We start from the raw sequence: 25439 nt of genomic DNA, 5'->3' as shown, positions 1-25439 counted from the left end.
AATGACACGGCTACACTTTCCATTACGGCAACCACCCAGGCGGCCGAGGACAATACCGATGGCTTGTTTACCATTACGACATCAAATCAATTTCCTACCGCGACCTTAGTTAGCTTCGATGTAGGTGGAAGTGCGACAGCAGGAACTGATTACACGGCCCTAGGTACTTCGGTGAATTTCCCTGCAAACACCAATTCGGTTGCGATACCTGTCGAGGTGCTATTCGATTTCGACTTAGAGGGTAACGAAACGGTGGTGGTTACCTTGACGGGAACGGACAATACGAATGTTACCATTGGGGCAACCAATGATGCTACGATTACTATCACAGATAATGATAGAGCAAATGTAAGTATCAATGACCCAGCAGCGGTCAACGAGGGTGATTCTGGGACTGCTACATTGAATTTTACAGTAAGTATTGATGCTTCCGATCCTGGGGCAGCAATTACAGTGGATTATACCATAAGCGGAGGTAATGAAGATAGTGATACAGGTACATTGACTTTTCCTGCAGGTACGCCCATTCTTTCCCAGACGATTCCCGTAACGACCAATGGGGATACGGTGGTGGAGAACGACGAGGAGATCAGCGTAACCTTGAATAATGAGAGTGCGAACGCCGATATTGCTGGGGATGGTGTAGGGGAAAGTAGCTTTACCGATGATGATTCCGCAGGTTTGATTATTGATGATATATTTGTGAATGAGGAGGATGGTACGGCAACATTTACTATTACCTTAAATGGCAATGTGTTTTTTGGTACAACGGTTACTTATCAAACCTCTGATGATACAGCAGTTTCTGGGGATGATTATACAACGACCTCGGGAGCGGTAACTTTTGGATCGGGAAATAACCAAACGAGGACGATAAATATTCCATTAATTGATGATGGTGTTTTGGAGTCTACGGAAACCTTTTTTGTAGACTTGACCAATTCAACCAGTTTATTTGTTCCTATAATCGATAATAGGGGGATTGCAACCATTGAAGATGACGATAATTGTGCCCCTGCACCCATTTTGAATACCGATGTGCAAACAACGTTCTGTGGTACGTTTACCTATGACAATGGTACGGCAGTAAGCTTGAATGATTATACCGATTCAACGGCACCGGCAGGAATGGTATTGACATGGAGTAGACTTTCCAATCCTTTGAATGCAAGTGCCCATTTGCTTCCCTCAGAAGTCGACAACTTGGCCAATGATGGTTCGTATTATGGTTTTTTCTATGATGGGGATAATAATTGTGCCAGTGGTACCATTGAAGTGGAATTGACTTTAAACCCAATTCCCAGTATTGGGGGGACCCTTGGCGATGAACGATGTGGCCCAGGGGAAGTAACCCTTTCGGCCAATGCTGCTGTCGATGCGGATACCCCGCCAACATTTAATTGGTATGATAGTGCTACAGGAGGTAACCTCCTTGGTACCGGACCTACGTTCACCGATAATATCTCAACCACAACCAGTTATTTTGTGGAGGCTACGGCCAATGGCTGTGTGTCTGAACGACAGGAAGTGATAGCGACGATCTATCCTGCACCCTCAGCAGGCACTACAACCAATACTTCGGCCTGTAGTATTGCCGCCAATGGGACTTCCATTAGGGATTTGGATGATTTGATAACGGGGCAAAGCAATGGTAGTTGGAGTGTTACTACCGACCCCTCGAACTCCATAGTGTTAGGGAGTGATAATATTGTTGATTTCGAAGGATTGACCGATGGTAGTTATGTGTTTACCTATACCACCGATGATGCAACTCCACCATTTTGTGATAACGTAAGTTCACAAGTGACCATAACGGTCAATGATTGTGATATGGATACAGATTTGGATGGGCTTTTTGATGGTATTGAGGCTATTTTGGGTACAGATCCAAACAATGTGGATTCCGATGGCGATGGTATCGAGGATGGCGTCGAAGTCGGGGACGATTCCGCCAATCCTTTGGATGAAGATGGGGATGGCATCATCGATGCCTTGGATTCCAATATCGACGATACCGATATGGATGGTGTCGTGGACCAATTGGATCCTGCGAATACCAATCCATGTTTGCCAAACCCCGATAGTGAATTCTGTGTGGCCACCGTGGATCTCGAAATCACAAAAACGGCCGATGTCGATTACCTGAGGATAAATGAGCAAATGACCTTTACCATAACGGTGAATAATATCTCAGTGGAAAATGCGGCCTCCATTCAGGTGAGCGAAGTACTCGATGCAACAGGATTTAACTATATCTCTCATTTTACCGGTGCCGGTAGTGGGGTTTATGATGAAGTGGCAGGTACTTGGGATATTCCTTTATTGAATGCAGGGGACAGTGTTAGCCTCGTTATCTTGGTCGAAGCCATAGCTTCCGGTTTCTATGATAATACGGCTACGATCGTTGAGGTCTCCCCATTTGATATTGACCCGGATAATAATGAGGCTACGGTTACCATTGAGGTCGGGGAACGCAGTAACAATGAATGCGGATTCCTGTTCAATCAGTTTTCACCCAACGGTGATGGCACCAATGATTTCCTATATATCAATTGTATCACCAACCCTGAATATGCGGGTAACTCGTTGGAAATCTACGACCGCTATGGGAATCAGGTTTTTGCGACCAGGGACTATGATAATACTTGGGATGGAACACGGAATAATAAGGAATTGCCAAAAGGTACTTACTTCTACATTTTGGATTTAGCTGATGGGTCTGAAGTTAAAAAAGGCTGGATCCAAATCATAAGATAATACGATAATGAACTACAGAACAACACATACTTTTGCTGCTAAAACAATCTGTTTTGTCTCCTTAATGGTATTCTTCGTATCCTTTATGGCGCATGGACAGAAAGAACCGCAATACACCCAGTACATGTATAATATCGGGAGCTTTAACCCTGCCTATGTCGGTACGGTCGAAACACCTGAGATCATCGGGTTGTACCGGGCACAATGGCTCGATATCCCAGGAGCCCCAAGAACGATGAGGTTCGGGGTTAATGTTCCTTTTTCCAACGAAAAGAACGGATTGGGCTTTAACGTGGTCAGCGATCAGTTGGGACCGTTTACCCAAACCTATGTTGATGTCGCCTATTCGTACCAGGTAAATGTCTCGGACGATACCAAACTTTCCTTCGGTTTGGATGTTGGTGGGTCTTTCTTGAACGTTGATTTCAATAAAGGGGATTTCGAAATAGAGAATGAACCGCTGCTCAATGAGCAAACCGTGAATAAATTCTACCCTACGATTGGGGCCGGGGCATTTTTGTATTCCGATAATTGGTATGCTGGACTGTCCATTCCAAATTTCCTGACCAATGGTATATATGGGGATGAGGTGGCTGTTTTGGTTGAGGATAAGGTACAGTTCAATTTTATTGGGGGCTATGTGTTCGATCTTTCAAAGACCTTGAAATTGAAACCCGCGTTTATGGTCAATTACCTTCAGGGGGCACCAGTGAACATTAATATATCGTCGAACTTCCTGATCAATGACAAGGTGACATTGGGAGCGTCCTATAGGGTGGATAATGCCGTGAGTGCTCTGGCGGGTTTTCAGGTTTCGAGCAGTATGTTTGTAGGGTATTCCTATGATTACAATACGAATGGCTTGGGGGAATATAACAATGGCTCGCACGAGGTCATTCTTAAATTTTATCTAGGAAAAGGAAATAACCGAAGTAGGGAACCTAAAACCAATAATGCTAAGGGTAAACCAAAGCAAATAGATAGTCCAAGGTTCTTTTAGGAATTATTGAGGTCAATACCATAGGATTCATTGATGCATATAGACCATTGACAAAAACAGAAATGGTACTTTAATGATCAAGGATATGCTGTGACGAGAAAAATATTGAAAATATACACATGAGAACAAAGGCTTTACTACTATGCTGTTTTATGATCTTGGCAAATTCATTTGCCCAAGAGGAAAAGTCAAAGGCAGACATTTTATTTTATGGCTACGATTACAAAAGTGCGATTGTAGAGTATAAAAAGGAAATGTCAAAGGCACCCTTGAAAAACAGTCAGTTATTGAACATGGCGGATGCTTATTACAAATTGGGGGATTACAATGGTGCCGCTAAGATATATTTGGATATCCATAAGAAAGATACCATAATGTCCGGTCTTCGTTTTAATATGATGCTGCAGAGTTTGGCAAAAACCTCCGATGTGGCAAGGGTACGGACCTTTCTCGGTTCAAAAAGCAATGATTTCGCCAATGAATTGGTAGAAAATGCGGATTTCAATTATAATTTATTGGATTCAAGCGAAAGTGAAAATGCGGGACTACAAACGATTAATATCAATGCAAATAGTCCACAAGCCGATTTTGCCCCAAGTTTTTATAATGATAAATTATTGTTCAGTAGTGGACGGGGAAAGAAATCCAAAGAGGTGTATAAACCCTCTGGGGAGGCGTATTTGGATATTTATGTAGGGAGGATGCGGTCCGATGGCAATGTGTTGAACGCCAATCCTTTTATCGGTCTTCCGGAAAATGGGTATCACGAGGCTACACCATACTATTCCCAAGAGCTGGACAAACTGTTCTATGTGACTTCCAATACCCATGATGGGGAACTGCGTTTTGATGATAATGGGAAAAACGCTTTGGCTATTGCCATGTCCGGAGCCCAAGGGGACCAACGTTTTTTACTGAAAGACCTGAGTGTGTCATTCTACTATCCTTTTTACGAAGCCAAGACGTCAAGACTCTATTTTGCGGCCAATTTTGAGGGCGGCTATGGGGGAACCGATATTTATTATGTGGTGACCAACAATGGGCAGATTATGTCCGAACCTCGAAATTTGGGGCCTAGGATCAATTCCCCAGGTAACGAGATAGCCCCATATATTTTTCAAAAAAGCCTGTATTTTTCTTCCGATGTTTTTTACGGTATGGGAGGTATGGATATGTACAAGGCTAAAATGTATGCGGATGGTTCCTTCGGTATACCGATTAATCTGGGGAAGGGAATCAACTCAACGGATGATGACTTTGGTCTTATTCTAAGACAAGATGGATCTGAAGGTCTTTTGGGTTACTTTTCATCCAACCGAAAAGGGGGTAAAGGCAATGATGATATATACAGTTTTAAAAGTAAGGAAGAACTCGGTTTAAAAACCCTTTCCCTAAAAGGACGGGTTGTTAACCTTAAGACCAATTCGGGGGTTATAAAGGCCCAAGTACAGCTGATTAATAAAGCGGGAGATGTTATCACCGAGGTTTACGCCAATGAAGAGGGGGAATTTAGATTTGAGATTCCTTGGGAAGACCAAGTTACGGTCAAGGCTTCAAAGGAACGTTATTCCAATTTTTTGGTGACTTACAATGAAAATGATTATACCGGTTTAGAGGATAAAGGTTTTCAGATGGGACTATCGATGATCGATGATATCTTGACGGAAAAGGAAGGGAAGGAAGTCTTGAAATTACAGAAGTTTTATTTCGCTAGGGGTAAGGCCGATATATCTGCCGCAATTGCGACCGAACTTGATAAAGTGGTAGAGGCGGTACAACGTTTCCCTCTTTTGCAGTTGGGTATTGAAACATATACCAATAGTAAGGGGGCTAAGGCAACGAACTTGAAGCTTTCCCAAAAGCGTGCCGATGCCATCCGATCTTATTTGGTGGGCAAAGGTGTTGCTGATTCCAATATCGTTTCAGCCATGGGCTTCGGAGAGGAAAATTTGGTCAATAAATGTGCAGATGGCGTGTATTGTTTGGACTTTCTGCACAAACAGAATGATCGTACCCTTATTGTGGTGAAGAATGCCCAGGAACTGTAGGCGGTGATTTTTTTGTGGGATTTTCAGAAAATCACGATCCAAAAATAATACACTGAGAATAAGGCTAAAAAGACAATGCCCGCATAGGTCAATACCTGCAATCCTTTTTTGGGTCTCAAGTGTGGTGGAATTTCATTACTCATTACATTCTTAAGGTTCATGTACCCTATAATCGGTGCGACTACAAAAGAGACAAATGTAGCCAAGGCGACCAGTTTGCCCATATTTGAACTAAAACCAAAGACCACAATCAGGTTGATGGTTGAGAGTAGGACAACCAGTACCGCAAAAGGCCATTTTTTCGTTTGTAGCCGGACTTTTGGTGATAGTAGATCGATTGTATCCAAACTTACCCGTGCTATGGCATCATGGGCCGACATACAGGTGCTGAACATGGTGGCAAATGCTGCCGTGGCAATGAAAACATAGGCCCAATCCCCAATATGTGTAGTGAATAATTGAACGACCTGGTCTGCGAAATCCACGGCATTCCCACTTAATACGGTGTTTGTTCCGTATAGGGTGAACCATCCGATTACAAGGAAAAAAATAGCAAAAGTCCCGGTTAGGGTATATCCGATATTAAATTCGAGTAGTGATTCTTTCAGGGTGGGTTTGGGTTTTCCGTTTTTCCATTTTTCTATACTCCACAGACTGACCCAACTCGAGGCTTCCACGGTAGTCGGCATCCAGCCCATTAATCCAATCAAAAACAAAATCCCTGCCTCATTGAAAATCGGGAGCGGTTTAAAATCGGGGACGGCATCGACCTTGCCCTTAAAAATAACCATGACCGTTGTGATCATTAAGGCTGCAAATAAAATGGTGACAATGAATTTCAAGGAAGTCTCCAAAAGCGTATACCGTCCGATAATCAATACTGACGAAATAAAAACAAATAATCCTAAGGCTATCGTACTTATCGGGATATCCGTGATCTGGAATAGATTGATAAAAAGTCCTGCCGTAACCGTATATAAGGCCGCGAGGATGGTAAAGGTCGATACCAAGGTTATCAAGGCATAGAACCAAAGAAAGGCTTTGCCACGGTTTAAATACCCTTCAATCAGTGAGGTATTGGTAATATTGGTATAGCGCACACCAAATTCAAAGAAAGGATACTTAAAGATGTTGGCGAGTAAAATGGGGATGACCATGATCCAGCCATATTGGGCACCCGCTTTTGTGGATAACACCAAATGGGAAGTTCCAATGGCCATGCCAGCGAACAATAGGCCGGGGCCTAGGTTTCTACATAGTGTTTTGAGTTTTGACATTGGGTGTTCGCGAATAATCATCCTAAAATAATCTTTTTGGACGAAAACAATAAGGGTTATTTTATTTCAATAGTGTTGCCGTAAAATTTGGGTTCTGTTTTTAAAAGAAGATCGATAAAGACCTTTACCCGGGCAAAGTATTCCCTGATTTGCACTTTTAACCCTCCCTTTCCTGGCACATCCAGTGCATTGTATCCTATCGCATCCAATCCTTTTTGGCCGGCAATGTAAATGGCACGTTCGTTATGGAACTTTTGTGAGATCACCGTAACACTTTCTAAGCCAAAAACAACATTGGCCCGAACCATGGAATCCAAGGTCCTGAAACCGGCATAGTCCAGATAGATGCGCTCTTGGGGTATACCTTGGTCAATCAGGTCTTTTTTGATGGTTGTAGGCTCGTTATAATAAACGGTCTCATTGTCACCACTGACCAATACAAAGTCGATCTTATTCGAGTTGTAAAGTTCAACAGTGGCCTTTATGCGGTTTGAATAATAAGGATTGGGTTGGCCTCCCATAAGCTTTTTGGCAGTGCCAAGAACCAAGCCCACACGATTTTTGGGGATGGTGTTTAGTGAAGAGTATGTTTTGCCCTTGGCACCCGATTCAATGATCATATCACAGATAAAAATGAGTAATAGTCCACCAGCAAATAGGAAACCTATCTTTTTAAAAAACCCTTTTATGAACACTTTACCCATGTTGTAAAGGTAGCCAAATAAGAAAAGCATTGGAGGCAAATGAAACAAAAACACCCAGTATTTTGAAATGCTATTTTGCTAAAGGGAAGAAATACTTGGAATGGATTTTACTGTGTTTGATCCCTACTGAATCTGTAGTTATTGGAAAAGTCCTTTTGTTATTAAGTTCTTTTGTGTAGTCAACCGGTGATGTTTAAAACAAAAAAGTCCTGACTATGGTCAGGACTCTTGCAAGTATCTGTACTCGAGACGGGACTTGAACCCGTACGGACTAATGTCCATTGGATTTTAAGTCCAACGTGTCTACCAATTCCACCACTCGAGCCTTTGGTCGGCCTTTTAAGTTGTGTTTGTCTCCCGAAAGCCTTCGGAAGCACTACTTGTTGAGGTGAACTCAAAAAAAAACGCTGACAAGCAGCGTTTTGAGCGAAAAACGGGATTCGAACCCGCGACCTCCACCTTGGCAAGGTGATGCTCTACCAACTGAGCTATTTTCGCATTTAAAAGAACTACACATCGTTTGTGATGCGGATGCAAATTTAATACAATTCTATAAAAAGCAAAGAAATTTCCTTTTAAAATATCCAAACTTTGAAAATCTATGGAACTTTTGTGAGTAACACCGTTAAAACACCAAAACTGGCAAGGTTTTTAAAACCTTGCAGGTTTGGAAACCTAGAACTTTGTTGGTTTGGTAATCCTCTAAATACCAAAGGCTTACGAGGTGGCCTTCTTGTTCTTGGTCAACAATCGTTTTATCTCATTGAGCTTCATCAAAGCTTCCACCGGGGTGAGGGTGTTGATGTCTAAGTGAATGATTTCCTCTTTGATCTGCTCCAACAAAGGGTCATCCAAATTAAAGAAACTCAGTTGCATTTCATCTTGTACGGCATGTAGCTTATCTGTTAATTCCTCACTGGAATGTGATTTCTCCAATTTCTTTAAGATCTTATTGGCTTTATAGATGACCTGTTGTGGCATTCCCGCCATTTTTGCCACATGGATACCAAAACTATGTTCGCTGCCACCAGGGGTTAGCTTCCGTAAGAATAGCACCTTATCTTTCAATTCTTTTACCGATACATTGTAATTTTTGATGCGTCCAAAAGTCGAGGCCATTTCATTGAGTTCATGATAATGGGTGGCGAAAAGCGTTTTTGCCCTCGCAGGATGCTCGTGCAGATATTCTGAAATGGCCCAAGCAATCGATATACCGTCATACGTACTGGTACCACGCCCGATCTCATCCAAAAGAATGAGACTTCTCTCCGAGAGGTTGTTCAATATGGATGCCGTTTCGTTCATTTCAACCATAAAGGTAGATTCACCCATGGAAATATTGTCGCTAGCTCCCACACGGGTGAAAATCTTATCCACATATCCGATTTGGGCCGATTCGGCTGGTACGAAACTACCCATCTGGGCCAATAATACAATCAATGCGGTTTGTCGTAATATGGCCGATTTACCACTCATATTGGGGCCCGTGATCATTATGATCTGTTGGTTTTCCCGATTGAGGATAACATCGTTCGTGATATAGGCTTCCCCAAGGGGCAGTTGTTTCTCTATGACGGGATGGCGCCCCCCTATGATTTCCAGTTCGGTGGAATCATTGAGCATTGGCTCGTTGTAATCATTACTTTTGGCCAATTGGGTGAAACCGCAAAGACAGTCCAATGTGGCGATTTGGTAGGCGTTGTTTTGGACAGGTACAATATATTCCTGCATCCAGACGACCAATTGGGCGAATAACTGCTGTTCCAGGGTCAGTATGCGTTCTTCGGCACCCAGTATTTTTGCCTCGTATTCTTTTAGTTCCTCGGTAATATAACGTTCGGCATTGACTAAGGTCTGTTTCCGTATCCATGTTTCGGGAACCTTGTCCTTATGGGTGTTCCGAACCTCAATATAATAGCCAAAAACATTATTGGATGCGATTTTCAATGAGGAGATACCGGTTTTTTCGGTCTCTCTTTCCAGCATTTTATCCAAATATTCCTTTCCTGAAAAAGCCAAGCCTCGAAGTTCATCCAATTCCTCGGAATATCCCTTGGCAATGACATTGCCTTTATTAACGTTTACGGGAGCCTCTTCATTGATCATTTCCTTGATCTTGCTTCGCAACATATCACAGGAATGCAATTGGTCACCAATAAGTCTAAGGGCCTCATTAGGGCAATTTTTGGTCAATTGTTTAATGGGGAGTATGGCCTCCAAGGAGTTCTTAAGCAGTACGACTTCCTTCGGGTTTATTTTCCCTGTTGCGACCTTGGAGATCAACCGTTCAAAATCACCCATCAGTTTCATATGTTGGCGTAATTTTCCAAAGTCGGTTTCTTCCTTGATCAAATAGGAAATTACCTGGTGTCGTCTACGGATTTTTTCAATGTTCTTTAAAGGAAGAGCCAGCCACCGTTTCAACATTCTGCCGCCCATGGGGGAAATTGTATGGTCAATGACTTCCAAAAGGGTTACGGCATTGTTGTTGGGCGAATGGTAGAGTTCAAGGTTTTTGATGGTAAAGCGGTCCATCCAAATATACTCTTCCTCTGCAATGCGTTTTATGGTGTTGATATGTTGCAGTTGCCGGTGTTGGGTCTCGGACAAATAGTGGAGGACCACCCCAGCGGCAATAATCCCGTTTCTTAATTGATCGACCCCGAATCCTTTGAGGGAGTTGGTCTTAAAATGATTGGTAAGGGTTTCCAGGGCGTAATCTTCCTGGAATAACCAGTCTTCGGTAAAAAAGGTATGGTATTGGTTTCCGAAAACAGATAGGAACTCCGTCTTATGGGACTTCGACACCAAAATCTCATTGGGCCCCAGGTTTTGCAGCAATTTGTCTATCTGTTCCTCATTGCCTTCGGCCACTAGAAATTCACCGGTGGAAATGTCCAAAAAAGAAACCCCCAACAGTTTTCTTCCAAAATGGACGGCACATAGGAAATTGTTCGTTTTGGCATTTAGGATATCGTCATTCAAGGCGACCCCAGGGGTCACCAACTCGGTAACACCGCGTTTTACGATGCTCTTGGTGAGTTTAGGGTCTTCCAATTGGTCACAAATGGCAACACGCTGTCCTGCCTTTACCAATTTTGGGAGATACGTGTTTAAGGAATGATGGGGAAAACCAGCCAATTCGGTACGGTCACCACCATTATTACGATGGGTAAGGATGATGCCCAGGATCTTGGAGGCCTTAACGGCATCTTCGCCAAAGGTTTCGTAAAAATCGCCGACCCGGAACAAAAGCAATGCATCAGGATATTTGGTCTTGATGGTGTTGTATTGCTTCATTAAAGGGGTGACCTTCTTTGTTTTTTTCTTGTCTGCCAAAAGCGGATTTATTAGTTTATTTTTGTGCCCAATCTATCAAAAACGAATGTACAGTTTTTGATAGGCAATAGAAATGATTGTTGATATTTTCGGAAAAGTTTTACAGCTTTATCACATCCGGAGGCTCCAAAGAAGTAACCATGCGCAAATTAAAGAATGAAGAATTAAACCGATTGGATGTCAAGGCTTTTAAGGAAGCTAAAAAAACACCGTTGGTCATAGTACTCGATAATATCCGAAGTTTGAATAACATAGGTTCGGTCTTTAGGACGGCAGATGCCTTTTTGGTCGAGAAAATATATCTCTGTGGAATTACCGCCACCCCACCCCATAAGGATATACGCAAAACGGCTTTGGGGGCTACCGAAAGTGTTTCATGGGAGTATCGAAAGGACACTTTGGAACTGGTTGCACAGTTGAAATTGGATGGCTATCAGGTGATATCGGTAGAGCAGGCCGAAAATGCCGAACTACTGAATCGATTTTCGGTCGATCCGTCAATGAAATATGCCTTGGTTTTAGGGAACGAGGTGAAAGGGGTTGATCAGGAAGTGGTGAGTGCCAGTGATGGGGTGTTGGAGATTCCCCAGTATGGTACCAAGCATTCCTTGAACATCTCTGTAAGTGCGGGAATCGTTATTTGGGACCTATGGTCCAAGATGAACCCATAAAAAACCCTGATGTTTCCATCAGGGTCTTCCGATATATAGTTTGAGTTAGTTAGTTGCTTAATAGCGAGTGCTAATTAATGAAAACCTATGGTTTTAAACAAGAAATATGTGAAATATTTCTTAAAATTTTAAGTCGATGGCAAAATCCTGGATTTTTCCAAGAATCGCATCGTAGTCTTGTTGGTGGGCAACGAAATCCAAATCCCCAACATCTATAATAAGGGTATTCTGCTCAGGATAACTCTTGAAAAAATCGAAATAACCTTTGTTTATCTTATCCAAATAGGTCGATTCAATGCTCTGTTCATAGGTTCTGCCACGTTTTTTGATGTTTTCGAGCAACCTTTCGGTAGATTGGTACAGGTAAACATAAATCCTTGGTTTCTGTACCTCTTTGTACATTAGGTTGAAGAGCTTTCTATAGAGGTTGAACTCATCGCTCTGTAACGTTACCTGGGCAAATATCAATGATTTATAGATATCGTAATCACTGACCATAAAATTCTTGAAAAGGTCAAACTGTGATGTATCATCGGTAAATTGTTGGTATCGATCGGCAAGGAAGGACATTTCCAACGGAAAGGCATAACGCCCTTGGTCTTCATAGAATTTAGGTAGGAAAGGGTTGTCGGCAAAACGCTCCAAGACCAACTTGCCATTGAAGTCTTCCGCTATTTTATGGGCCAAGGTGGTTTTTCCGGCCCCAATATTACCTTCGATGGCCATAAAGTTCAAGGAGGCAAACAGCTCTTTTTTGGTCTTATATAGTTTGAGTTTGGTTTTTTCCACCCGCGTTTGGTCTTTGCATTCCTGTATCAAGTTGCGTGTATCCTTGTTGTAGATCGGGTGGTAAAATTGGGGGGCGATATCCGCCAGCGGCAAAAGAACGAATTTGCGCTTCCTTAAATTCGGATGAGGAATGGTCAATTCATCGGTTTGGAGTATTTCCTTTTCAAAATAGATGATATCAATATCAATGGTCCTTGATGCATATCCGTTTTTTAAGCCGCGTTCCCTTCCTAGTTTTTTTTCAATGGAAAATATTTTCCCCAGAACCTCTTGGGGTGTCAAATAGGTTTCGATTACTATGCAGGCGTTAAGAAAATCGTCGGCATCAAACCCCCAGGATTCACTTTCATAGACTTTGGAAACCAAAGGGATGCGACCTACTTCGGCGTCCAATAGGAATATGGCATTTTGTAGGTTCTGTAGGCGATTCCCCAGATTACTGCCAATTGAAATATAGGCTTTTTTGAGTTCGTTCATAATAATGGGACAAAGTAAATAAAACAAATTCACTTTGGTTATCTTTGGCTGCGAATAATAATACGTTTACAATGAATTTTTTGAGAAATCTTTTAGCGGCCATAATTGGTTGTTTGATCGCTTTTGGGATTATGTTTTTTATGGGTATGGTTTTTTTAAGCTTGATGGCCGAGGCAGGGGATGGAATCGTAATCAAGGAGAAATCGATTTTGGAATTACAACTACAACAACCCGTGAATGATTATGTGGGGGATAATGAGGCTGATCCATTTGCCGGTTTATTTGGGCAGGCCCTGGGATTGGATGAGGTATTGCATGCGATCGAAGTCGCAAAAACGGATTCGGATATCAAAGGGATAAGTATCAACAATAATTTTTTGATGGCCGGTCTTGCACAGACCCAGGAGTTGCGTAAGGCATTGCACGATTTTAAGGAAAGCGGTAAGTTCATCTACAGCTTTGCAGACTATTATTTACAGAAGGATTATTATCTGGCCAGTGTGGCAGACTCTGTTTTTTTGAATCCCGTTGGTGGAATGGATTTTAAGGGGCTCTCCTCTGAAGTGTTGTTTTATAAGGATCTGCAAGAGAAGACCGGGGTAAGAATGGAGGTCATTCGTCACGGCAAGTATAAAAGCGCCGTAGAGCCTTTTTTGGCCAACGAAATGAGTGATGCCAATAGGACACAGATCAAGGAATTGTTGGGTTCGTTATGGGGTAATATGGTTGTCGATATTTCCGATGGAAGGAATATAAGTGAGGCGAATGTGAATATCATCGCGGATACCTTGGGGGGTAGGTCCCCAAAATATGCAAAAGCTTCAGGGTTGATAGATGATACTTTGTTTTACGATCAATATGAGACGAAACTCCGTTCAGCCTTGTCCTTGAATGAAGGGGATGAAATGAATATGGTGGCCTTGGGCGACTATTTGAAACGATCCAATAAAAAGGTCATTCAAAAAGGGGATGACAAGATTGCCGTGGTTTTTGCCCAAGGGGAAATATTGTATGGTGAGGGAGGTCCCGATGTTATTGGTCAAGGTCTTATGACCAAGGCCTTGAAGAAGGCCGTTGACGATGATAAGGTAAAAGCGATCGTGTTACGTGTTGATTCCCCCGGTGGAAGCGCCTTGACTTCGGATATTATCTGGCGCGAAATTGAATTGGCCAAGGAAAAGAAACCCGTAGTGGTTTCAATGGGTAACGTTGCCGCTTCAGGAGGATATTATATCGCGGCAGGGGCCGATAAGATCTTTGCCGAACCAACTACGATCACAGGTTCAATCGGGGTATTTGGCACAATCCCGAATATCAATGGATTGGCTAAGGAAATAGGTATTAATGCAGAACAGGTCGGTACGAACAAAAATTCGGTCGATTATTCCGTTTTTGAACCCATGACCGATAATTTCAGAAAAGTGGTGCAAGACGGTATTGAGGAGATTTACGGAACATTCCTGGATCGTGTGGCACAAGGGCGTAATATTACCGTAGCACAAGCCGATAGCCTGGCCCAAGGCCGTGTATGGAGTGGGGCGGAAGCCAAGAAATTAGGTTTGGTCGATGAACTGGGTAATTTGAATGACGCTATAGCTGCTGCAGCCGAACTGGCCGAGATCGGCACCTATGGCATAAAAAAATACCCAAAATATAAGTCTGGTTTTGAACGTTTTATGGAAGATGTGAACAGTGCCAAAACGAAAATAGGACAAAATTTGGTCAAGGAGGAAATCGGAGTGAGAACATACGATATACTAAAACAAATGAAATCGGCAATGGAGCAAGAAGGAATCCAGGCAAGAATGCCTTTTGTATTGGATATAAAATAGCCTATGGACCCAAAGGATAAAAGGTTTGCATTTACTGTTTATCTCTATTTGGGCGCTATGTTCATTACTTCCTTGGTGGTTTCGAACCTGATTTTCCAAAAATTCTTTTATTGGAAACCTTTCGGGGACTTCACGGTCTTCGGGGCAAATCTCTTTGAAATCTCTGTGGGTATTTTACCCTATCCCATTACGTTCCTGATTACCGATCTTATTTCAGAGGTCTATGGGAAGAAGAAGGCCAACCAGATTGTGACAGCGGGTATTTTTGCGTCATTTTTTTCAATGGGCATCGTGCTTTTGGCAGCGTATGTTCCGGCGATAACCAATTCCCCCGTGGATAACGAAACCTTCAACAAGGTTTTTGCCCTATCCCCAATTGCGGTTTTGGCTTCGATGTTGGCTTATTTGTTCGCCCAATATGTCGATATTGCCATATATCATTTTTGGAAAAGATTGACCCACGGCAAACACTTATGGTTACGGAATAATTTCTCTACCTTCTTGTCGCAATTCATAGACACCTTTACGGTTGTCAGCCTTTTGTGCCTGTTCAAGGTGTTGCCTTGGCACATGTTCTTTGGTTTGGTGGTCAGTGGTTTCCTGTTCAAAGTTTTAATTGCCTTTCTCGACACCCCTTTTCTATATTTGTTCGTATATCTAATGCGAAAGCGCTTTGGGTTGAAATTGGGGGAAGAAATAAATTTGGAAGTATAAAATAATCCTTGGTTCCTAGAGTTATATTCCTAAACAATAAGCTATTGTAATATGAAAAAGAAAATCCTGAGAATAGTTGGAGTGGTTGTATTGGTTTTTATGGGGATTCTCATAGCAGCTCCCTTCATACTTGAGTCGAAAATCGGGGACATCCTAAAAAATAATGTGAACAACAATGTGAATGCCACCTTGGACTTTTCAGAGGCCAAATTGAGCCTGATCAAAAGTTTTCCAAGTGCCGAAGTTGCCTTGGAAGGGGTTTCCTTGATCAATAAGGCCCCTTTTGAGGGTGATACCCTTTTTGCGGCAAAACAGGTTGAACTGAAAATGGGGATTGGGGAGCTTTTTAAAAGTGCAGGTGAGGCCATCGCCATAAAATCCTTGACCGTTGACGGTGCCCTTTTGAACATAAAGGTCAATCCCGAGGGAAAGGCATCCTACGACGTTGGTAAATCCGATGGAAATGACACTTCTGAGGAAACCTCCTCCGATGGTTTTACGTTGGAGCTACAATCTTATGAAATCACGGATTCAAAAATCGTCTATGACGATATGGAGGGTGGAATGACTTTGGTTTTAAATAAACTTCAGCATAAGGGTTCTGGTGATTTGTCATTGGCTAAATCCGAATTCGATACGACCACGGAGGCATTGGTGTCGTTCTCGATGGATAGTACGGAATACCTTAGTGACAATACAATTAAACTAGATGCCTTGATAGGGGTCGATCTTGAAGAAAACAGATATACCTTCTTGAAAAATGAGGCTATGGTGAATCAATTGCCATTGGTCTTTGATGGCTTTGTGAAGTTAAATGATGAAAACCAGGAAGTGGATATTAATTTCAAGACCCCTTCTTCGGATTTCAAGAACTTTCTTGCGTTGATTCCTGAAGCCTATACGAAAAGCATCGAAAATGTGACCACTACGGGAGCGTGTACCGTTGAAGGGGAGTTTAAGGGGATTGTTGACGAAGGGCATATACCAACGTTCAGGATTGCTATTGCATCCGATAATGCATCCTTTAAATATCCGGATTTACCCAAAACCGTGAAGAACATACAATTGGATGTAACATTATTCAATACTACGGGTGTTACCGAGGATACTTATGTTGAAATCAAGAAGGCTTCCTTTATGATCGATGGGGATAAATTCAATCTTTCCTCAAAAATCAAGGATCTCATGGGCAACACCAAGGTAAATGCCCATTTGGATGGTAAAATGGATCTTGCCAATATATCCAAGGCATATCCCATTGGTGATGACATGAAACTTTCGGGTATCCTGGATGCCGATGTGACCACGGCCTTTGATATGGCCTCAATAGAGAAAAAACAGTATGAAAACACCAAGACATCAGGTAAGATGCAACTCAGTGGTTTTGAATATAGCTCCCCGGAGTTTAAGAATCCCGTAAGTATAAAAAATGCGGCAATGACCTTTAACCCCTCAACGGTTACCCTGAATAGTTTGGAAGGTAAAACGGGACAGACCGATTTTAGTGCGAAGGGGAGTATTGACAACCTTTTGGGTTTTATGTTCAATGATGAAAAGGTTGAGGGTGTTTTCAATTTGAATTCAAACACTTTTGCGGTCAATGATTTTATGTCCAGCGAGGAAGCCTCCGCTGCAGCGGGTACTACCGATGTGGGGGAGCAGTTAAGGATTCCTTCATTTTTGGATTGTACGATACAGGCCACCGCAGGTACTGTGATTTATGATGATCTTACGTTGAAGGATGTAAAGGGCAATCTTAGGATTGTAGATGAAAAAGCGGTGCTCAGTAATATGACATCATCGCTTTTCAATGGTAAAGTGGCATTTGATGGGGAGGTCTCCACAAAAAATGAGACACCGACCTTTGCCATGAAATTGGGGATGGATCAATTGGGTATTGGGGAAAGTTTCAAGGGATTGGAGTTGTTCAAAGTGTTGGCGCCGATCGCAAGTGCCATACAAGGTCGCTTGAATTCCGATATTGAATTGTCGGGTAATCTGAACAGCGATTTCACCCCTGACTTGAAAACTATTTCCGGTAAAATGCTGGCAGAGCTATTGTCACCAGAGATCAATGCCAATCAGGCTAAAGTGCTTTCCGCCATGGGAAGTAAGTTCAATTTCATCAATATGGATAAGTTGGACTTGAAAGGTTTGAAGACAGCGCTATCCTTTGAGGACGGTGTAGTAAAGGTCAAGCCATTTACCATTGCCTATCAGGATATCGCCATTAACGTGGATGGTAGCCACACCTTTGATCAAAAACTCAGCTATACCGCTACCTTGGATGTTCCTGCAAAATATTTGGGAAGTGAAGTAAATTCGCTTATCGCCAAAATTGATGATAAGGAACTTGGGAACTTGACCATTCCGGTCAAGGCTTCGATAGGGGGTAATTACACCAGTCCAGAGGTTACTACCGATTTGACATCCGGGGTAAAGGCATTGACCTCGAAATTGGTTGAAATACAAAAGCAGAAATTGGTCAATCAAGGAAAGGATAAGGCCAATGAACTCATTGGTGATATCCTGGGGGGAAACTCTAAGGATAAGGATTCCACCTCTACTTCACAGGATAATACCAAGGAGGCTGTAAAAGGTGTTTTAGGGAATATTTTAGGAGGGAGTAAAACAACCCAGAAAGATACCGTTGCCCAAAAGAGTGACACCACTGCTACCCCAGCCAAAAATACGGTTAAGGAAGCAACCAAGAATATCTTAGGTGGACTCTTAAGTGGTAAAAAGAAAAAGGATACTGAAGCGGAAAAGGATTCGATTAACTAATGCTTATCGAAACATAATAGCCTTCGCTGCCCCTAACGTTGAAAACGGTATTGTCCTTGAACAGGAGGTATTGGCCTTTTATGCCCGTTAGTATGCCTTTATAGCTAGGGGTCTTTGTTAGGTTTAGACTCTTTACTTTTTCAGGATATTCCAGAACGGGAAAGGCCATATGGGTCTCATGGTTGTTTTCAATGAAATATTGCGCAGCCTCTTCGGGGATGTAGGGTCTGAGTTTGTTGCGCCACGTAATTAAATCTTCATCGTCAACATTATTGGTCAACATTTTACGCCAATTGGTTTTATCGCCAATATGGTCTTTTAGGGCAACCTCTGTGATTCCTGCCAAATACCTATTGGGTACTTCCACGATTTCTATGGCCTCATGGGCACCCTGGTCGATCCAACGTGTCGGTACCTGGGACTTACGGGTAACCCCCACCTTAATGTTGCTCGAATTGGCCAAATAAACGATATGCGGTTGCAATTGCGCCTTTTTTTCATAGGCAAGGTCCCGGTCCTCTTTGTTCAAATGGGCAGTACTTAATTCGGGTCGCATGATCCAATCTCCTGCGGAAGGTGTTTCGAAAAAACAGGATTTACAAAACCCTTGTCTGAAAATAGGTAGGTCCCTGCCGCAATTAAGGCATTCATATTTAATGAAATCAATCTGTATTTCCCGATTCAGGACTTGGTTCACGTTTAGAAAATTGTCTTTAAAAAGCATGTAATACTGTATGGGTTGTCCCATTTCAGTCTGCATTTTTCGTAGTACTCCCTCGTATTGCATAAAAGAAATTCTTATTCGATATTCTATTTGAAATGATAACTATAAACCTTAATTTTAGGTTGCTAAAGATACCCAAAAAATGCCGATACCCCTGTTTAATTCCATCGCAAGCTGGTTGCTCAAAAAACGTTATCACCAAATCGAACTTTTTTTAAAATATCCGGCCGAAGTGCAGGAAGAGGTGTTGCATCAATTGTTGGAAATTGCTGAGGATACCGAAATTGGCCGGACCTATGATTTTGAGACGATTGTCAATTATGAAACCTTTCGTGAGCGGGTTCCCATTACCTCCTATGAGGAAATCGAGCCCATGATCGAACGTACCCGGAAAGGGGAGCAAAATGTATTTTGGCCGACCTCGATCAAGTGGTTTGCGAAAAGCAGTGGTACAACAAACGCCAAGAGTAAGTTTATTCCGGTAAGTTCGGAAGCCTTGGAGGATTGCCATTATAAATCCGGCAAGGATCTTTTGTGCCTGTATCTGAACAATAATGAAGATTCCCAGTTGTTTACGGGGAAAAGTCTCCGCTTGGGGGGAAGTAAGGAATTGTATAAGGACAACGATTCGTTCTTTGGGGACTTATCGGCGATTTTGATAGATAATATGCCGCTTTGGGCGGAATTCAGCAGTACACCTAGTAACAAGGTGTCGCTCATGAGTGAATGGGAAAGCAAGCTTAAGGCTATTATCCATGAAAGTACCCAGGAAAATGTAACAAGTTTGGCCGGTGTGCCTTCTTGGATGTTGGTATTATTGAACAATGTACTCCAGGATGCAGGAAAGGATAACCTGTTTCAGGTTTGGGAAAACCTGGAAGTATATTTTCACGGAGGGGTGAGTTTCGTCCCCTATAAAGAGCAATATCAAAATTTGCTTCCGCGGAAAAATTTCAAGTATTATGAGATATACAATGCCTCGGAAGGTTTCTTTGCCATTCAGGACAGGAACAATGCGAATGATCTTTTATTGATGCTTGATTATGGTATTTTTTATGAATTTATTCCCATGGATACCTATAATACGCCGGAACAAAAGGCCATACCACTTTGGGAAGTTGAACTGAAAACGAATTATGCCATCATTATTACGACCAATTCAGGGCTTTGGCGTTATAAAATAGGGGATACGGTACGCTTTACCTCAATCAACCCCTACCGGATTCGTATTACCGGCAGAACAAAGCATTTTATCAATGTTTTTGGGGAGGAATTGATCATTGAGAATGCCGAGGAGGCCCTTAAAAGGATTTGTAACAAGACTGGGGCGGAAATAAAGGATTATACGGCGGCCCCGATTTTTATGTCAGGAAGGGACAAGGGGGCCCATGAATGGATCATTGAATTCAGGAAAGCGCCAGAAGATCTGAATTATTTTACCGAGGTTTTGGACAATGCCCTGAAATCACTCAATTCTGATTATGAGGCAAAACGCTACAATAACATTACCTTGAAAATGCCCGTGGTACATGCTGCAAGGGAGAATCTGTTCTATGATTGGTTGAAGTCAAAGAATAAATTGGGGGGACAGCATAAAATACCAAGATTATCCAACAAAAGGGACTATATCGAGGAATTACTTCAGATAAACCAATAAATAGTGATTTTTGAAATGAAAGGAAGAATTTAGTAGTCAAGCTAACTATTAACTAAATGATTTTTCCTATCATGGCAGAAAAACTTGTTGTTATATCGGATATGTGGGGTGCAAAAAAAGGAGTTTGGGCTACTGCTTATTTAGTATATCTTCAGCAGTATTTTAATATCACCTATTATGATAGCCAGAAATTGGCAAAGATTGACGTTGACATTGATTGTTCCGACAAACATCTAAAGGATGCATTTGTACACGGGGGGCTTCAAACCGCAATTGGTCAATTGCAGCAAAAGGAGAAGGAACCCTGTCATTATTTGGCATTTGGGATAGGAGGGGAGATAGCATGGAAAGCCGGTTTGCAAGGGCTTCCCATGAAATCATTATATGCTGTATCCGCCTCTAGTCTGTATGGTGATAATCATGAGTGGGCTATACCCACAACCTTGGTTTATGGTGGTATGGATGCCAATGTGCCATCCGAAGACCAATTGGGTGAATTGGAAATGGATACCGAAATCATCCATGAATTCGGACATGATCTTTATAAGGAAGATGAAATCATCAAGAAAATAGCTAAAGATCTCTTATCACTTGCCACCCATAAAACCGCTTCGAAAACCAAAGTTGTTCAACTTAAGAAACCGCTTTTAGTTTCTTGATGGTCTCAAAGGATAATTTATTCTCGGCATAAGGTTTGGATACCTTGAATTCGGTTTCACCATTACTGGGCATTTCGAACATGGCATCGGTGAATATGGCTTCGCACAATGATCGGAGACCCCTTGCACCTAATTTATATTCAATTGCCTTATTGACAATGTAATCCAAGGCCTGTTCCGTTATTGTGAACGTGATACCATCCATTGCGAACAACTTTTCATATTGTTTTATGATGGCATTTTTTGGCTCGGTTAAGATTGACCTTAATGTTTTCTTGTCCAAAGGATTCATGTATGTCAATACGGGTAACCTTCCTATAATTTCAGGAATAAGTCCAAATTCCTTCAAATCCCTAGGAATGATGTATTGTAGGATATTGTCCTCATCGATATGGTCATCGGCCTTTGAGGCACTATAACCCACGGCTTGCATGTTCAATCGTTTTGTGATTGCACGTTCAATACCATCAAAAGCACCACCGGCGATAAAGAGGATGTTCTCCGTATTTACCTCGATGAATTTTTGGTCGGGATGTTTTCGTCCACCTTTTGGCGGTACATTGACCATGGTGCCTTCCAAGAGTTTAAGGAGTCCTTGTTGGACACCTTCACCGGATACGTCCCTGGTTATGGAAGGATTATCGCTCTTTCGCGCAATTTTATCTATTTCATCTATGAAGACAATACCGCGTTCAGCTTTCTCAAGGTTATAATCGGCTGCTTGAAGTAAACGGGTCAATATGCTTTCCACGTCCTCACCCACATAACCAGCTTCGGTAAGTACGGTGGCATCAACAATGGCCAAAGGAACGTTTAACATCTTGGCAATGGTTTTGGCCATCAGGGTTTTACCTGTTCCTGTTTGGCCTACCATTATGATATTACTTTTTTGGATTTCTATGTCTTCATCCTTTCCAAGTGGTTGTAACAATCTTTTATAGTGATTGTAAACCGCTACTGACATTACTTTTTTGGTCCGATTTTGACCTATGATGAATGTGTCTAGGAATTCTTTTATTTCCAAGGGTTTTTTCAAAACCAATTCAGAAGACAGGTCACTGTTTTTCGATTGGTTCGACTCCTCGGCAACGATACCATGGGCCTGTTCTATACATCGGTCACATATGTGTGCATCCAAACCAGCAATCAATAGATTGGTCTCTGGTTTTTTCCTTCCACAAAAAGAACATTCTAAATTTTCTTTTGCCATAACATTTATTTTCTATCAAGAATAACGATAGAATTTTGATTTTGGTTTATCGCCCATGGGAACAAGGGCGATATTTCTAAACTTTTTAGTCGTTTTTAGTCTTTGTCCCTTACTAAAATCTCATCGATCATACCATATTTCATGGCTTCCTCTGCTTTCATCCAGTAATCCCTGTCGCTGTCCTCTTGTACTTTTTCCAAAGTTTGTCCGGAATGCTTGGAGATGATCTCATAAAGCTCATCTTTTAATTTTAGGATTTCCCTTGCGGTAATTTCAATATCACTCGCCTGCCCTTGTGCGCCACCCATGGGTTGGTGGATCATAACACGGGAGTGGGTTAAACCACTGCGCTTGCCTTTTTGTCCGGCGCATAATAAAACCGCACCCATTGAAGCGGCCATACCCGTACAGATGGTGGCAACATCGGGTTTAATGAATTGCATGGTATCATAAATACCTAGTCCTGCATAAACACTACCACCTGGTGAATTGATATAAATCTGAATATCTTTGGAGGCATCGGCACTTTCCAAGAACAACAATTGCGCTTGTACAATGTTGGCAACTTGGTCGTTGATTCCAGTTCCAAGGAAAATAATCCTGTCCATCATTAGTCGGGAGAAGACATCCATGGCGATGGCATTCAATTGTCTTTCCTCAATGATATTTGGTGTCATGTTCATCGGGTACATGCTGCTCATGATCTTATCATAATACATGCTGTTGATTCCCTGATGGTTTATCGCGTAATTTTTGAATTCTTTTCCGTAATCCATGTGGTTTGTCTTCAATATTTTAGATAAAAAAGGTGCCGAAACCAAAGCTTCGGCACCGTAAAGATACTTATTTTAATGAGACATATAAAGCAAAGGATTTTGCTTTTTGGCCCAAAATTTATCCGTAAACTTCTTTTACGAAGTTTTCATAAGTGACCTCTTTGGTCTTTAAATTCACTTTTTCCTTATATAAGGTAAGTAGTTTTTGGCTCATTAGCTGTTCAGAAAGTCTTTTAACCTCATCCTGATTGCCTAATACACGGGCGGCAATATTATCCAATTCCTCTTCTTGTGGATTCAATTGTCCAAATTGGGCCATTTGTGTCTTAATGAATCCTTTGGCAAAATCCTTAAGCTCGTCAAATTGGATTTGAATATCGTGATCCTTGATGATCTTACCTTCGATCAATTGGTAACGCAATCCTTTTTCCGATTTTTCAAACTCTTCATTCGCCTGGTCATCGGAAAGCGGTTCCTCACCGGTCATTTTGATCCATTTGGTCAAGAATTCCGCAGGTAGGTCGAATTTGGTATTTTCAATGAAATACTCGGTAATGTCATTCAATAATTTTTGATCTGACTGTTGTTCAAATTGCTTCTCGGAATCTTCCTTGATTTTGTCTTTCAACTCCTCAGTGGATTTAACAACATCCTTGCCGAAAAGTTTGTCGAACAATTCTTGATCAAGTTTCGCTGGTTCCCTTTCGTTGATTTCCTCAATAGTAAAGGCAACTTCGATATCCAGGTCCTTGGCTTTTTCTTGGGATACGCCCAATACACTTGATAGTAGGTAATCTTCCTTAAAAAGGCCTTTGGTGGCAAGAGTGACGTCATCGCCCACTTTTTTGCCCAATAAGCTGTTTAAGGCTTTTTTGCTTTTGACCTTATCAAGTTCTATCGTTGTTTTATTTTCGATTTCCTCGGCTTCGTTTTTAAAAGTACCGATAACCTCAAAATCCTTGGCGACCTCTTTTTGATTGACCAATTTGCCATATTGTTTTTGAATACGCTCAACTTGATCATCGATCATTTTCTTGTCAGCGACGATCTTGTAATATGTCAAGGCTTTTTTGGTCTTTAAAGGAACCTCAAAAGTAGGTGCTAGGCCCAATTCGAATTCAAAGTCCAATTGATCGTTTTCCCAATCAAAATTGTCCTGTTGTTTTGGTAATGGGTTTCCAAGGACATCTAATTTTTCCTCAGTCAAATATTTGTTTAGGTTGTCTTGGATCAATTTATTGACCTCGTCAACCAAAACAGCTTTACCGTATTGTTTTTTGATAAGTCCCATAGGAACATGGCCTTTTCTAAAACCGGGGATATTGGCCTGCTTTCTATAATCATTTAGGATGCTCTCAACCTTGTCTTGATAGTCTTCCTTGGTAATGGCAACCTTTACAACTGCATTTAAATCGTCAATCTGCTCTTTCGTGATATTCATTTGCGTATCTTAATTTAGCATAAATCCTTCTTCTCGATAGCTCTGTCTACCAGAAGCAAGGGGTTATTTTTTTAATGGTACCCATCATAACAATATGGCGGGGACCAGCCTTGCATTTTAATCGGTTAATTAAAATGGGATGCAAAAGTAGTATATTTTATATACTCGAGCAACTTTTTAAGTAGCTGTATTCCAATCTGTAAATCAATCTGGTCAGTCTTCTTTGAGTAAAGAAAAAAGGATCGATTGTAAAAAGGAAAGAAGTAGACTGAATAATAACGCCCACCAAATATTGTCCACTGAAAACCCGGTGATTAGGTTATCGGCCAATAAAATGATAATGGCATTGATGATCAAAAGGAAAAGTCCCAATGTCAAAATCGTCACAGGTAAGGTCAATATCACTAAAATAGGCTTGACAATAAAATTCAAAAGACTCAATACTATGGCCACGATTATAGCAGTGGTGTAGGTGTCAACCCCAACGCCGGGGAGCACTTTTGCGAGAATTACCACCGCCAAGGCGCTTAAGAGAATGCGTAAGATTAGTTTCATATAAGACGTGTTTATAAATTGAAAA

Annotated in this window: 18 protein-coding genes and 2 tRNA genes; 9 read left to right on the top strand and 11 right to left on the bottom strand. The window is 41.8% G+C overall.

All coding sequences use genetic code 11. The features are described from left to right. The 3 genes from LX92_RS07440 to LX92_RS07430 all read left to right on the top strand — a co-directional run. A partial coding sequence (locus tag LX92_RS07440; RefSeq protein ID WP_146197812.1) for a Calx-beta domain-containing protein occupies positions 1-2757 on the top strand: 2757 nt, incomplete at its 5' end. Between the two features lie 7 nt (positions 2758-2764). Beyond that, the gene (locus LX92_RS07435) at positions 2765-3757 is read left to right on the top strand and encodes a PorP/SprF family type IX secretion system membrane protein (protein WP_109649627.1); all 993 of its coding nucleotides are present in this window, start codon (positions 2765-2767) and stop codon (positions 3755-3757) included. A gap of 119 nt (positions 3758-3876) precedes the next feature. Beyond that, positions 3877-5805 (top strand): OmpA family protein, encoded by a 1929-nt coding sequence (locus tag LX92_RS07430; RefSeq protein ID WP_109649626.1) that lies wholly within the window; start codon positions 3877-3879, stop codon positions 5803-5805. Positions 5806-5828: 23 nt separating this feature from the next. On the opposite strand, the gene LX92_RS07425 is transcribed toward LX92_RS07430, so the two are convergent. The 5 genes from LX92_RS07425 to mutS all read right to left on the bottom strand — a co-directional run bounded on the left by LX92_RS07425 (position 5829) and on the right by mutS (position 11086). After that, a complete protein-coding gene (locus LX92_RS07425) occupies positions 5829-7082 on the bottom strand; it encodes an NRAMP family divalent metal transporter (protein WP_109649625.1) in 1254 nt (417 codons plus the stop codon). 56 nt (positions 7083-7138) lie between these two features. Continuing rightward, positions 7139-7786 carry a SanA/YdcF family protein gene (locus tag LX92_RS07420; protein ID WP_109649681.1) on the bottom strand — a complete coding sequence of 216 codons (648 nt, stop codon included), beginning with the start codon at positions 7784-7786 and terminating at the stop codon, positions 7139-7141. 241 nt (positions 7787-8027) lie between these two features. Then, positions 8028-8111, bottom strand: a tRNA-Leu gene (locus LX92_RS07415). A 100-nt stretch (positions 8112-8211) separates the two neighbouring features. Next, a tRNA-Gly gene (locus LX92_RS07410) sits at positions 8212-8284 on the bottom strand. Positions 8285-8503: 219 nt separating this feature from the next. Then, a complete protein-coding gene (mutS, locus tag LX92_RS07405) occupies positions 8504-11086 on the bottom strand; it encodes a DNA mismatch repair protein MutS (protein ID WP_109649680.1) in 2583 nt (860 codons plus the stop codon). 179 nt (positions 11087-11265) lie between these two features. Between mutS and LX92_RS07400 the strand changes: the two genes are divergently transcribed. Next, positions 11266-11796 (top strand): RNA methyltransferase, encoded by a 531-nt coding sequence (locus LX92_RS07400; protein WP_109649679.1) that lies wholly within the window; start codon positions 11266-11268, stop codon positions 11794-11796. 120 nt (positions 11797-11916) lie between these two features. On the opposite strand, the gene folK is transcribed toward LX92_RS07400, so the two are convergent. Continuing rightward, positions 11917-13062, bottom strand: a complete 1146-nt coding sequence (folK, locus tag LX92_RS07395; protein WP_109649624.1) for a 2-amino-4-hydroxy-6-hydroxymethyldihydropteridine diphosphokinase — start codon at positions 13060-13062, stop codon at positions 11917-11919. 71 nt (positions 13063-13133) lie between these two features. Between folK and sppA the strand changes: the two genes are divergently transcribed. The 3 genes from sppA to LX92_RS07380 are packed head-to-tail and all read left to right on the top strand — an operon-like array spanning position 13134 to position 18392. Beyond that, positions 13134-14894, top strand: a complete 1761-nt coding sequence (sppA, locus tag LX92_RS07390) for a signal peptide peptidase SppA (protein WP_109649623.1) — start codon at positions 13134-13136, stop codon at positions 14892-14894. Between the two features lie 3 nt (positions 14895-14897). After that, a complete protein-coding gene (locus LX92_RS07385; protein WP_109649622.1) occupies positions 14898-15608 on the top strand; it encodes a queuosine precursor transporter in 711 nt (236 codons plus the stop codon). Between the two features lie 51 nt (positions 15609-15659). Then, entirely contained in the window at positions 15660-18392 is a 2733-nt protein-coding gene (locus LX92_RS07380) for an AsmA-like C-terminal region-containing protein (RefSeq protein ID WP_109649621.1), read from the top strand. Here the strand turns inward: LX92_RS07380 and LX92_RS07375 are convergent. Beyond that, a complete protein-coding gene (locus LX92_RS07375; protein ID WP_109649620.1) occupies positions 18385-19179 on the bottom strand; it encodes a DUF2797 domain-containing protein in 795 nt (264 codons plus the stop codon). The two genes, LX92_RS07380 and LX92_RS07375, sit on opposite strands and share 8 nt — an antisense overlap. A gap of 79 nt (positions 19180-19258) precedes the next feature. Here LX92_RS07375 and LX92_RS07370 point away from each other — a divergent pair, with 79 nt between their 5' ends. Both LX92_RS07370 and LX92_RS07365 read left to right on the top strand, forming a co-directional pair. After that, positions 19259-20773: a GH3 auxin-responsive promoter family protein gene (locus LX92_RS07370; protein WP_109649619.1), complete on the top strand. Its 1515-nt coding sequence runs from the start codon at positions 19259-19261 to the stop codon at positions 20771-20773. Positions 20774-20844: 71 nt separating this feature from the next. Continuing rightward, positions 20845-21432 carry a hypothetical protein gene (locus LX92_RS07365; RefSeq protein WP_109649678.1) on the top strand — a complete coding sequence of 196 codons (588 nt, stop codon included), beginning with the start codon at positions 20845-20847 and terminating at the stop codon, positions 21430-21432. Here LX92_RS07365 and clpX read toward each other — a convergent pair. The 4 genes from clpX to LX92_RS07345 all read right to left on the bottom strand — a co-directional run bounded on the left by clpX (position 21407) and on the right by LX92_RS07345 (position 25414). Beyond that, the gene (gene clpX / locus LX92_RS07360) at positions 21407-22642 is read right to left on the bottom strand and encodes an ATP-dependent Clp protease ATP-binding subunit ClpX (RefSeq protein WP_109649618.1); all 1236 of its coding nucleotides are present in this window, start codon (positions 22640-22642) and stop codon (positions 21407-21409) included. The two genes, LX92_RS07365 and clpX, sit on opposite strands and share 26 nt — an antisense overlap. 95 nt (positions 22643-22737) lie before the next feature. After that, a complete protein-coding gene (clpP, locus tag LX92_RS07355; RefSeq protein WP_109649617.1) occupies positions 22738-23418 on the bottom strand; it encodes an ATP-dependent Clp endopeptidase proteolytic subunit ClpP in 681 nt (226 codons plus the stop codon). A 118-nt stretch (positions 23419-23536) separates the two neighbouring features. Continuing rightward, positions 23537-24859, bottom strand: coding sequence for a trigger factor (tig, locus tag LX92_RS07350; protein WP_109649616.1), 1323 nt, complete (start codon positions 24857-24859; stop codon positions 23537-23539). 213 nt (positions 24860-25072) lie between these two features. Continuing rightward, positions 25073-25414: a phage holin family protein gene (locus LX92_RS07345; RefSeq protein WP_109649615.1), complete on the bottom strand. Its 342-nt coding sequence runs from the start codon at positions 25412-25414 to the stop codon at positions 25073-25075. Positions 25415-25439: the final 25 nt, after the last annotated feature.

It is taken from the genome of Maribacter polysiphoniae, assembly GCF_003148665.1.
Taxonomy (GTDB): domain Bacteria; phylum Bacteroidota; class Bacteroidia; order Flavobacteriales; family Flavobacteriaceae; genus Maribacter_A; species Maribacter_A polysiphoniae.
Note: the sequence above shows the minus strand (reverse complement) of the source record. Positions and strands in the feature narration are given on the sequence as shown.

What these genes read in the sequence shown, in the direction of transcription:
- LX92_RS07435 (WP_109649627.1), top strand. Translation starts at nt 2,765, where the DNA reads ATGAACTACAGAACAACACATACTTTTGCTGCTAAAACAATCTGTTTT.
- LX92_RS07430 (WP_109649626.1), top strand. Translation starts at nt 3,877, where the DNA reads ATGAGAACAAAGGCTTTACTACTATGCTGTTTTATGATCTTGGCAAAT.
- LX92_RS07425 (WP_109649625.1), bottom strand. Translation starts at nt 7,082, where the DNA reads ATGTCAAAACTCAAAACACTATGTAGAAACCTAGGCCCCGGCCTATTG.
- LX92_RS07420 (WP_109649681.1), bottom strand. Translation starts at nt 7,786, where the DNA reads ATGGGTAAAGTGTTCATAAAAGGGTTTTTTAAAAAGATAGGTTTCCTA.
- mutS (WP_109649680.1), bottom strand. Translation starts at nt 11,086, where the DNA reads ATGAAGCAATACAACACCATCAAGACCAAATATCCTGATGCATTGCTT.
- LX92_RS07400 (WP_109649679.1), top strand. Translation starts at nt 11,266, where the DNA reads ATGCGCAAATTAAAGAATGAAGAATTAAACCGATTGGATGTCAAGGCT.
- folK (WP_109649624.1), bottom strand. Translation starts at nt 13,062, where the DNA reads ATGAACGAACTCAAAAAAGCCTATATTTCAATTGGCAGTAATCTGGGG.
- sppA (WP_109649623.1), top strand. Translation starts at nt 13,134, where the DNA reads ATGAATTTTTTGAGAAATCTTTTAGCGGCCATAATTGGTTGTTTGATC.
- LX92_RS07385 (WP_109649622.1), top strand. Translation starts at nt 14,898, where the DNA reads ATGGACCCAAAGGATAAAAGGTTTGCATTTACTGTTTATCTCTATTTG.
- LX92_RS07380 (WP_109649621.1), top strand. Translation starts at nt 15,660, where the DNA reads ATGAAAAAGAAAATCCTGAGAATAGTTGGAGTGGTTGTATTGGTTTTT.
- LX92_RS07375 (WP_109649620.1), bottom strand. Translation starts at nt 19,179, where the DNA reads ATGCAATACGAGGGAGTACTACGAAAAATGCAGACTGAAATGGGACAA.
- LX92_RS07370 (WP_109649619.1), top strand. Translation starts at nt 19,259, where the DNA reads ATGCCGATACCCCTGTTTAATTCCATCGCAAGCTGGTTGCTCAAAAAA.
- LX92_RS07365 (WP_109649678.1), top strand. Translation starts at nt 20,845, where the DNA reads ATGGCAGAAAAACTTGTTGTTATATCGGATATGTGGGGTGCAAAAAAA.
- clpX (WP_109649618.1), bottom strand. Translation starts at nt 22,642, where the DNA reads ATGGCAAAAGAAAATTTAGAATGTTCTTTTTGTGGAAGGAAAAAACCA.
- clpP (WP_109649617.1), bottom strand. Translation starts at nt 23,418, where the DNA reads ATGGATTACGGAAAAGAATTCAAAAATTACGCGATAAACCATCAGGGA.
- tig (WP_109649616.1), bottom strand. Translation starts at nt 24,859, where the DNA reads ATGAATATCACGAAAGAGCAGATTGACGATTTAAATGCAGTTGTAAAG.
- LX92_RS07345 (WP_109649615.1), bottom strand. Translation starts at nt 25,414, where the DNA reads ATGAAACTAATCTTACGCATTCTCTTAAGCGCCTTGGCGGTGGTAATT.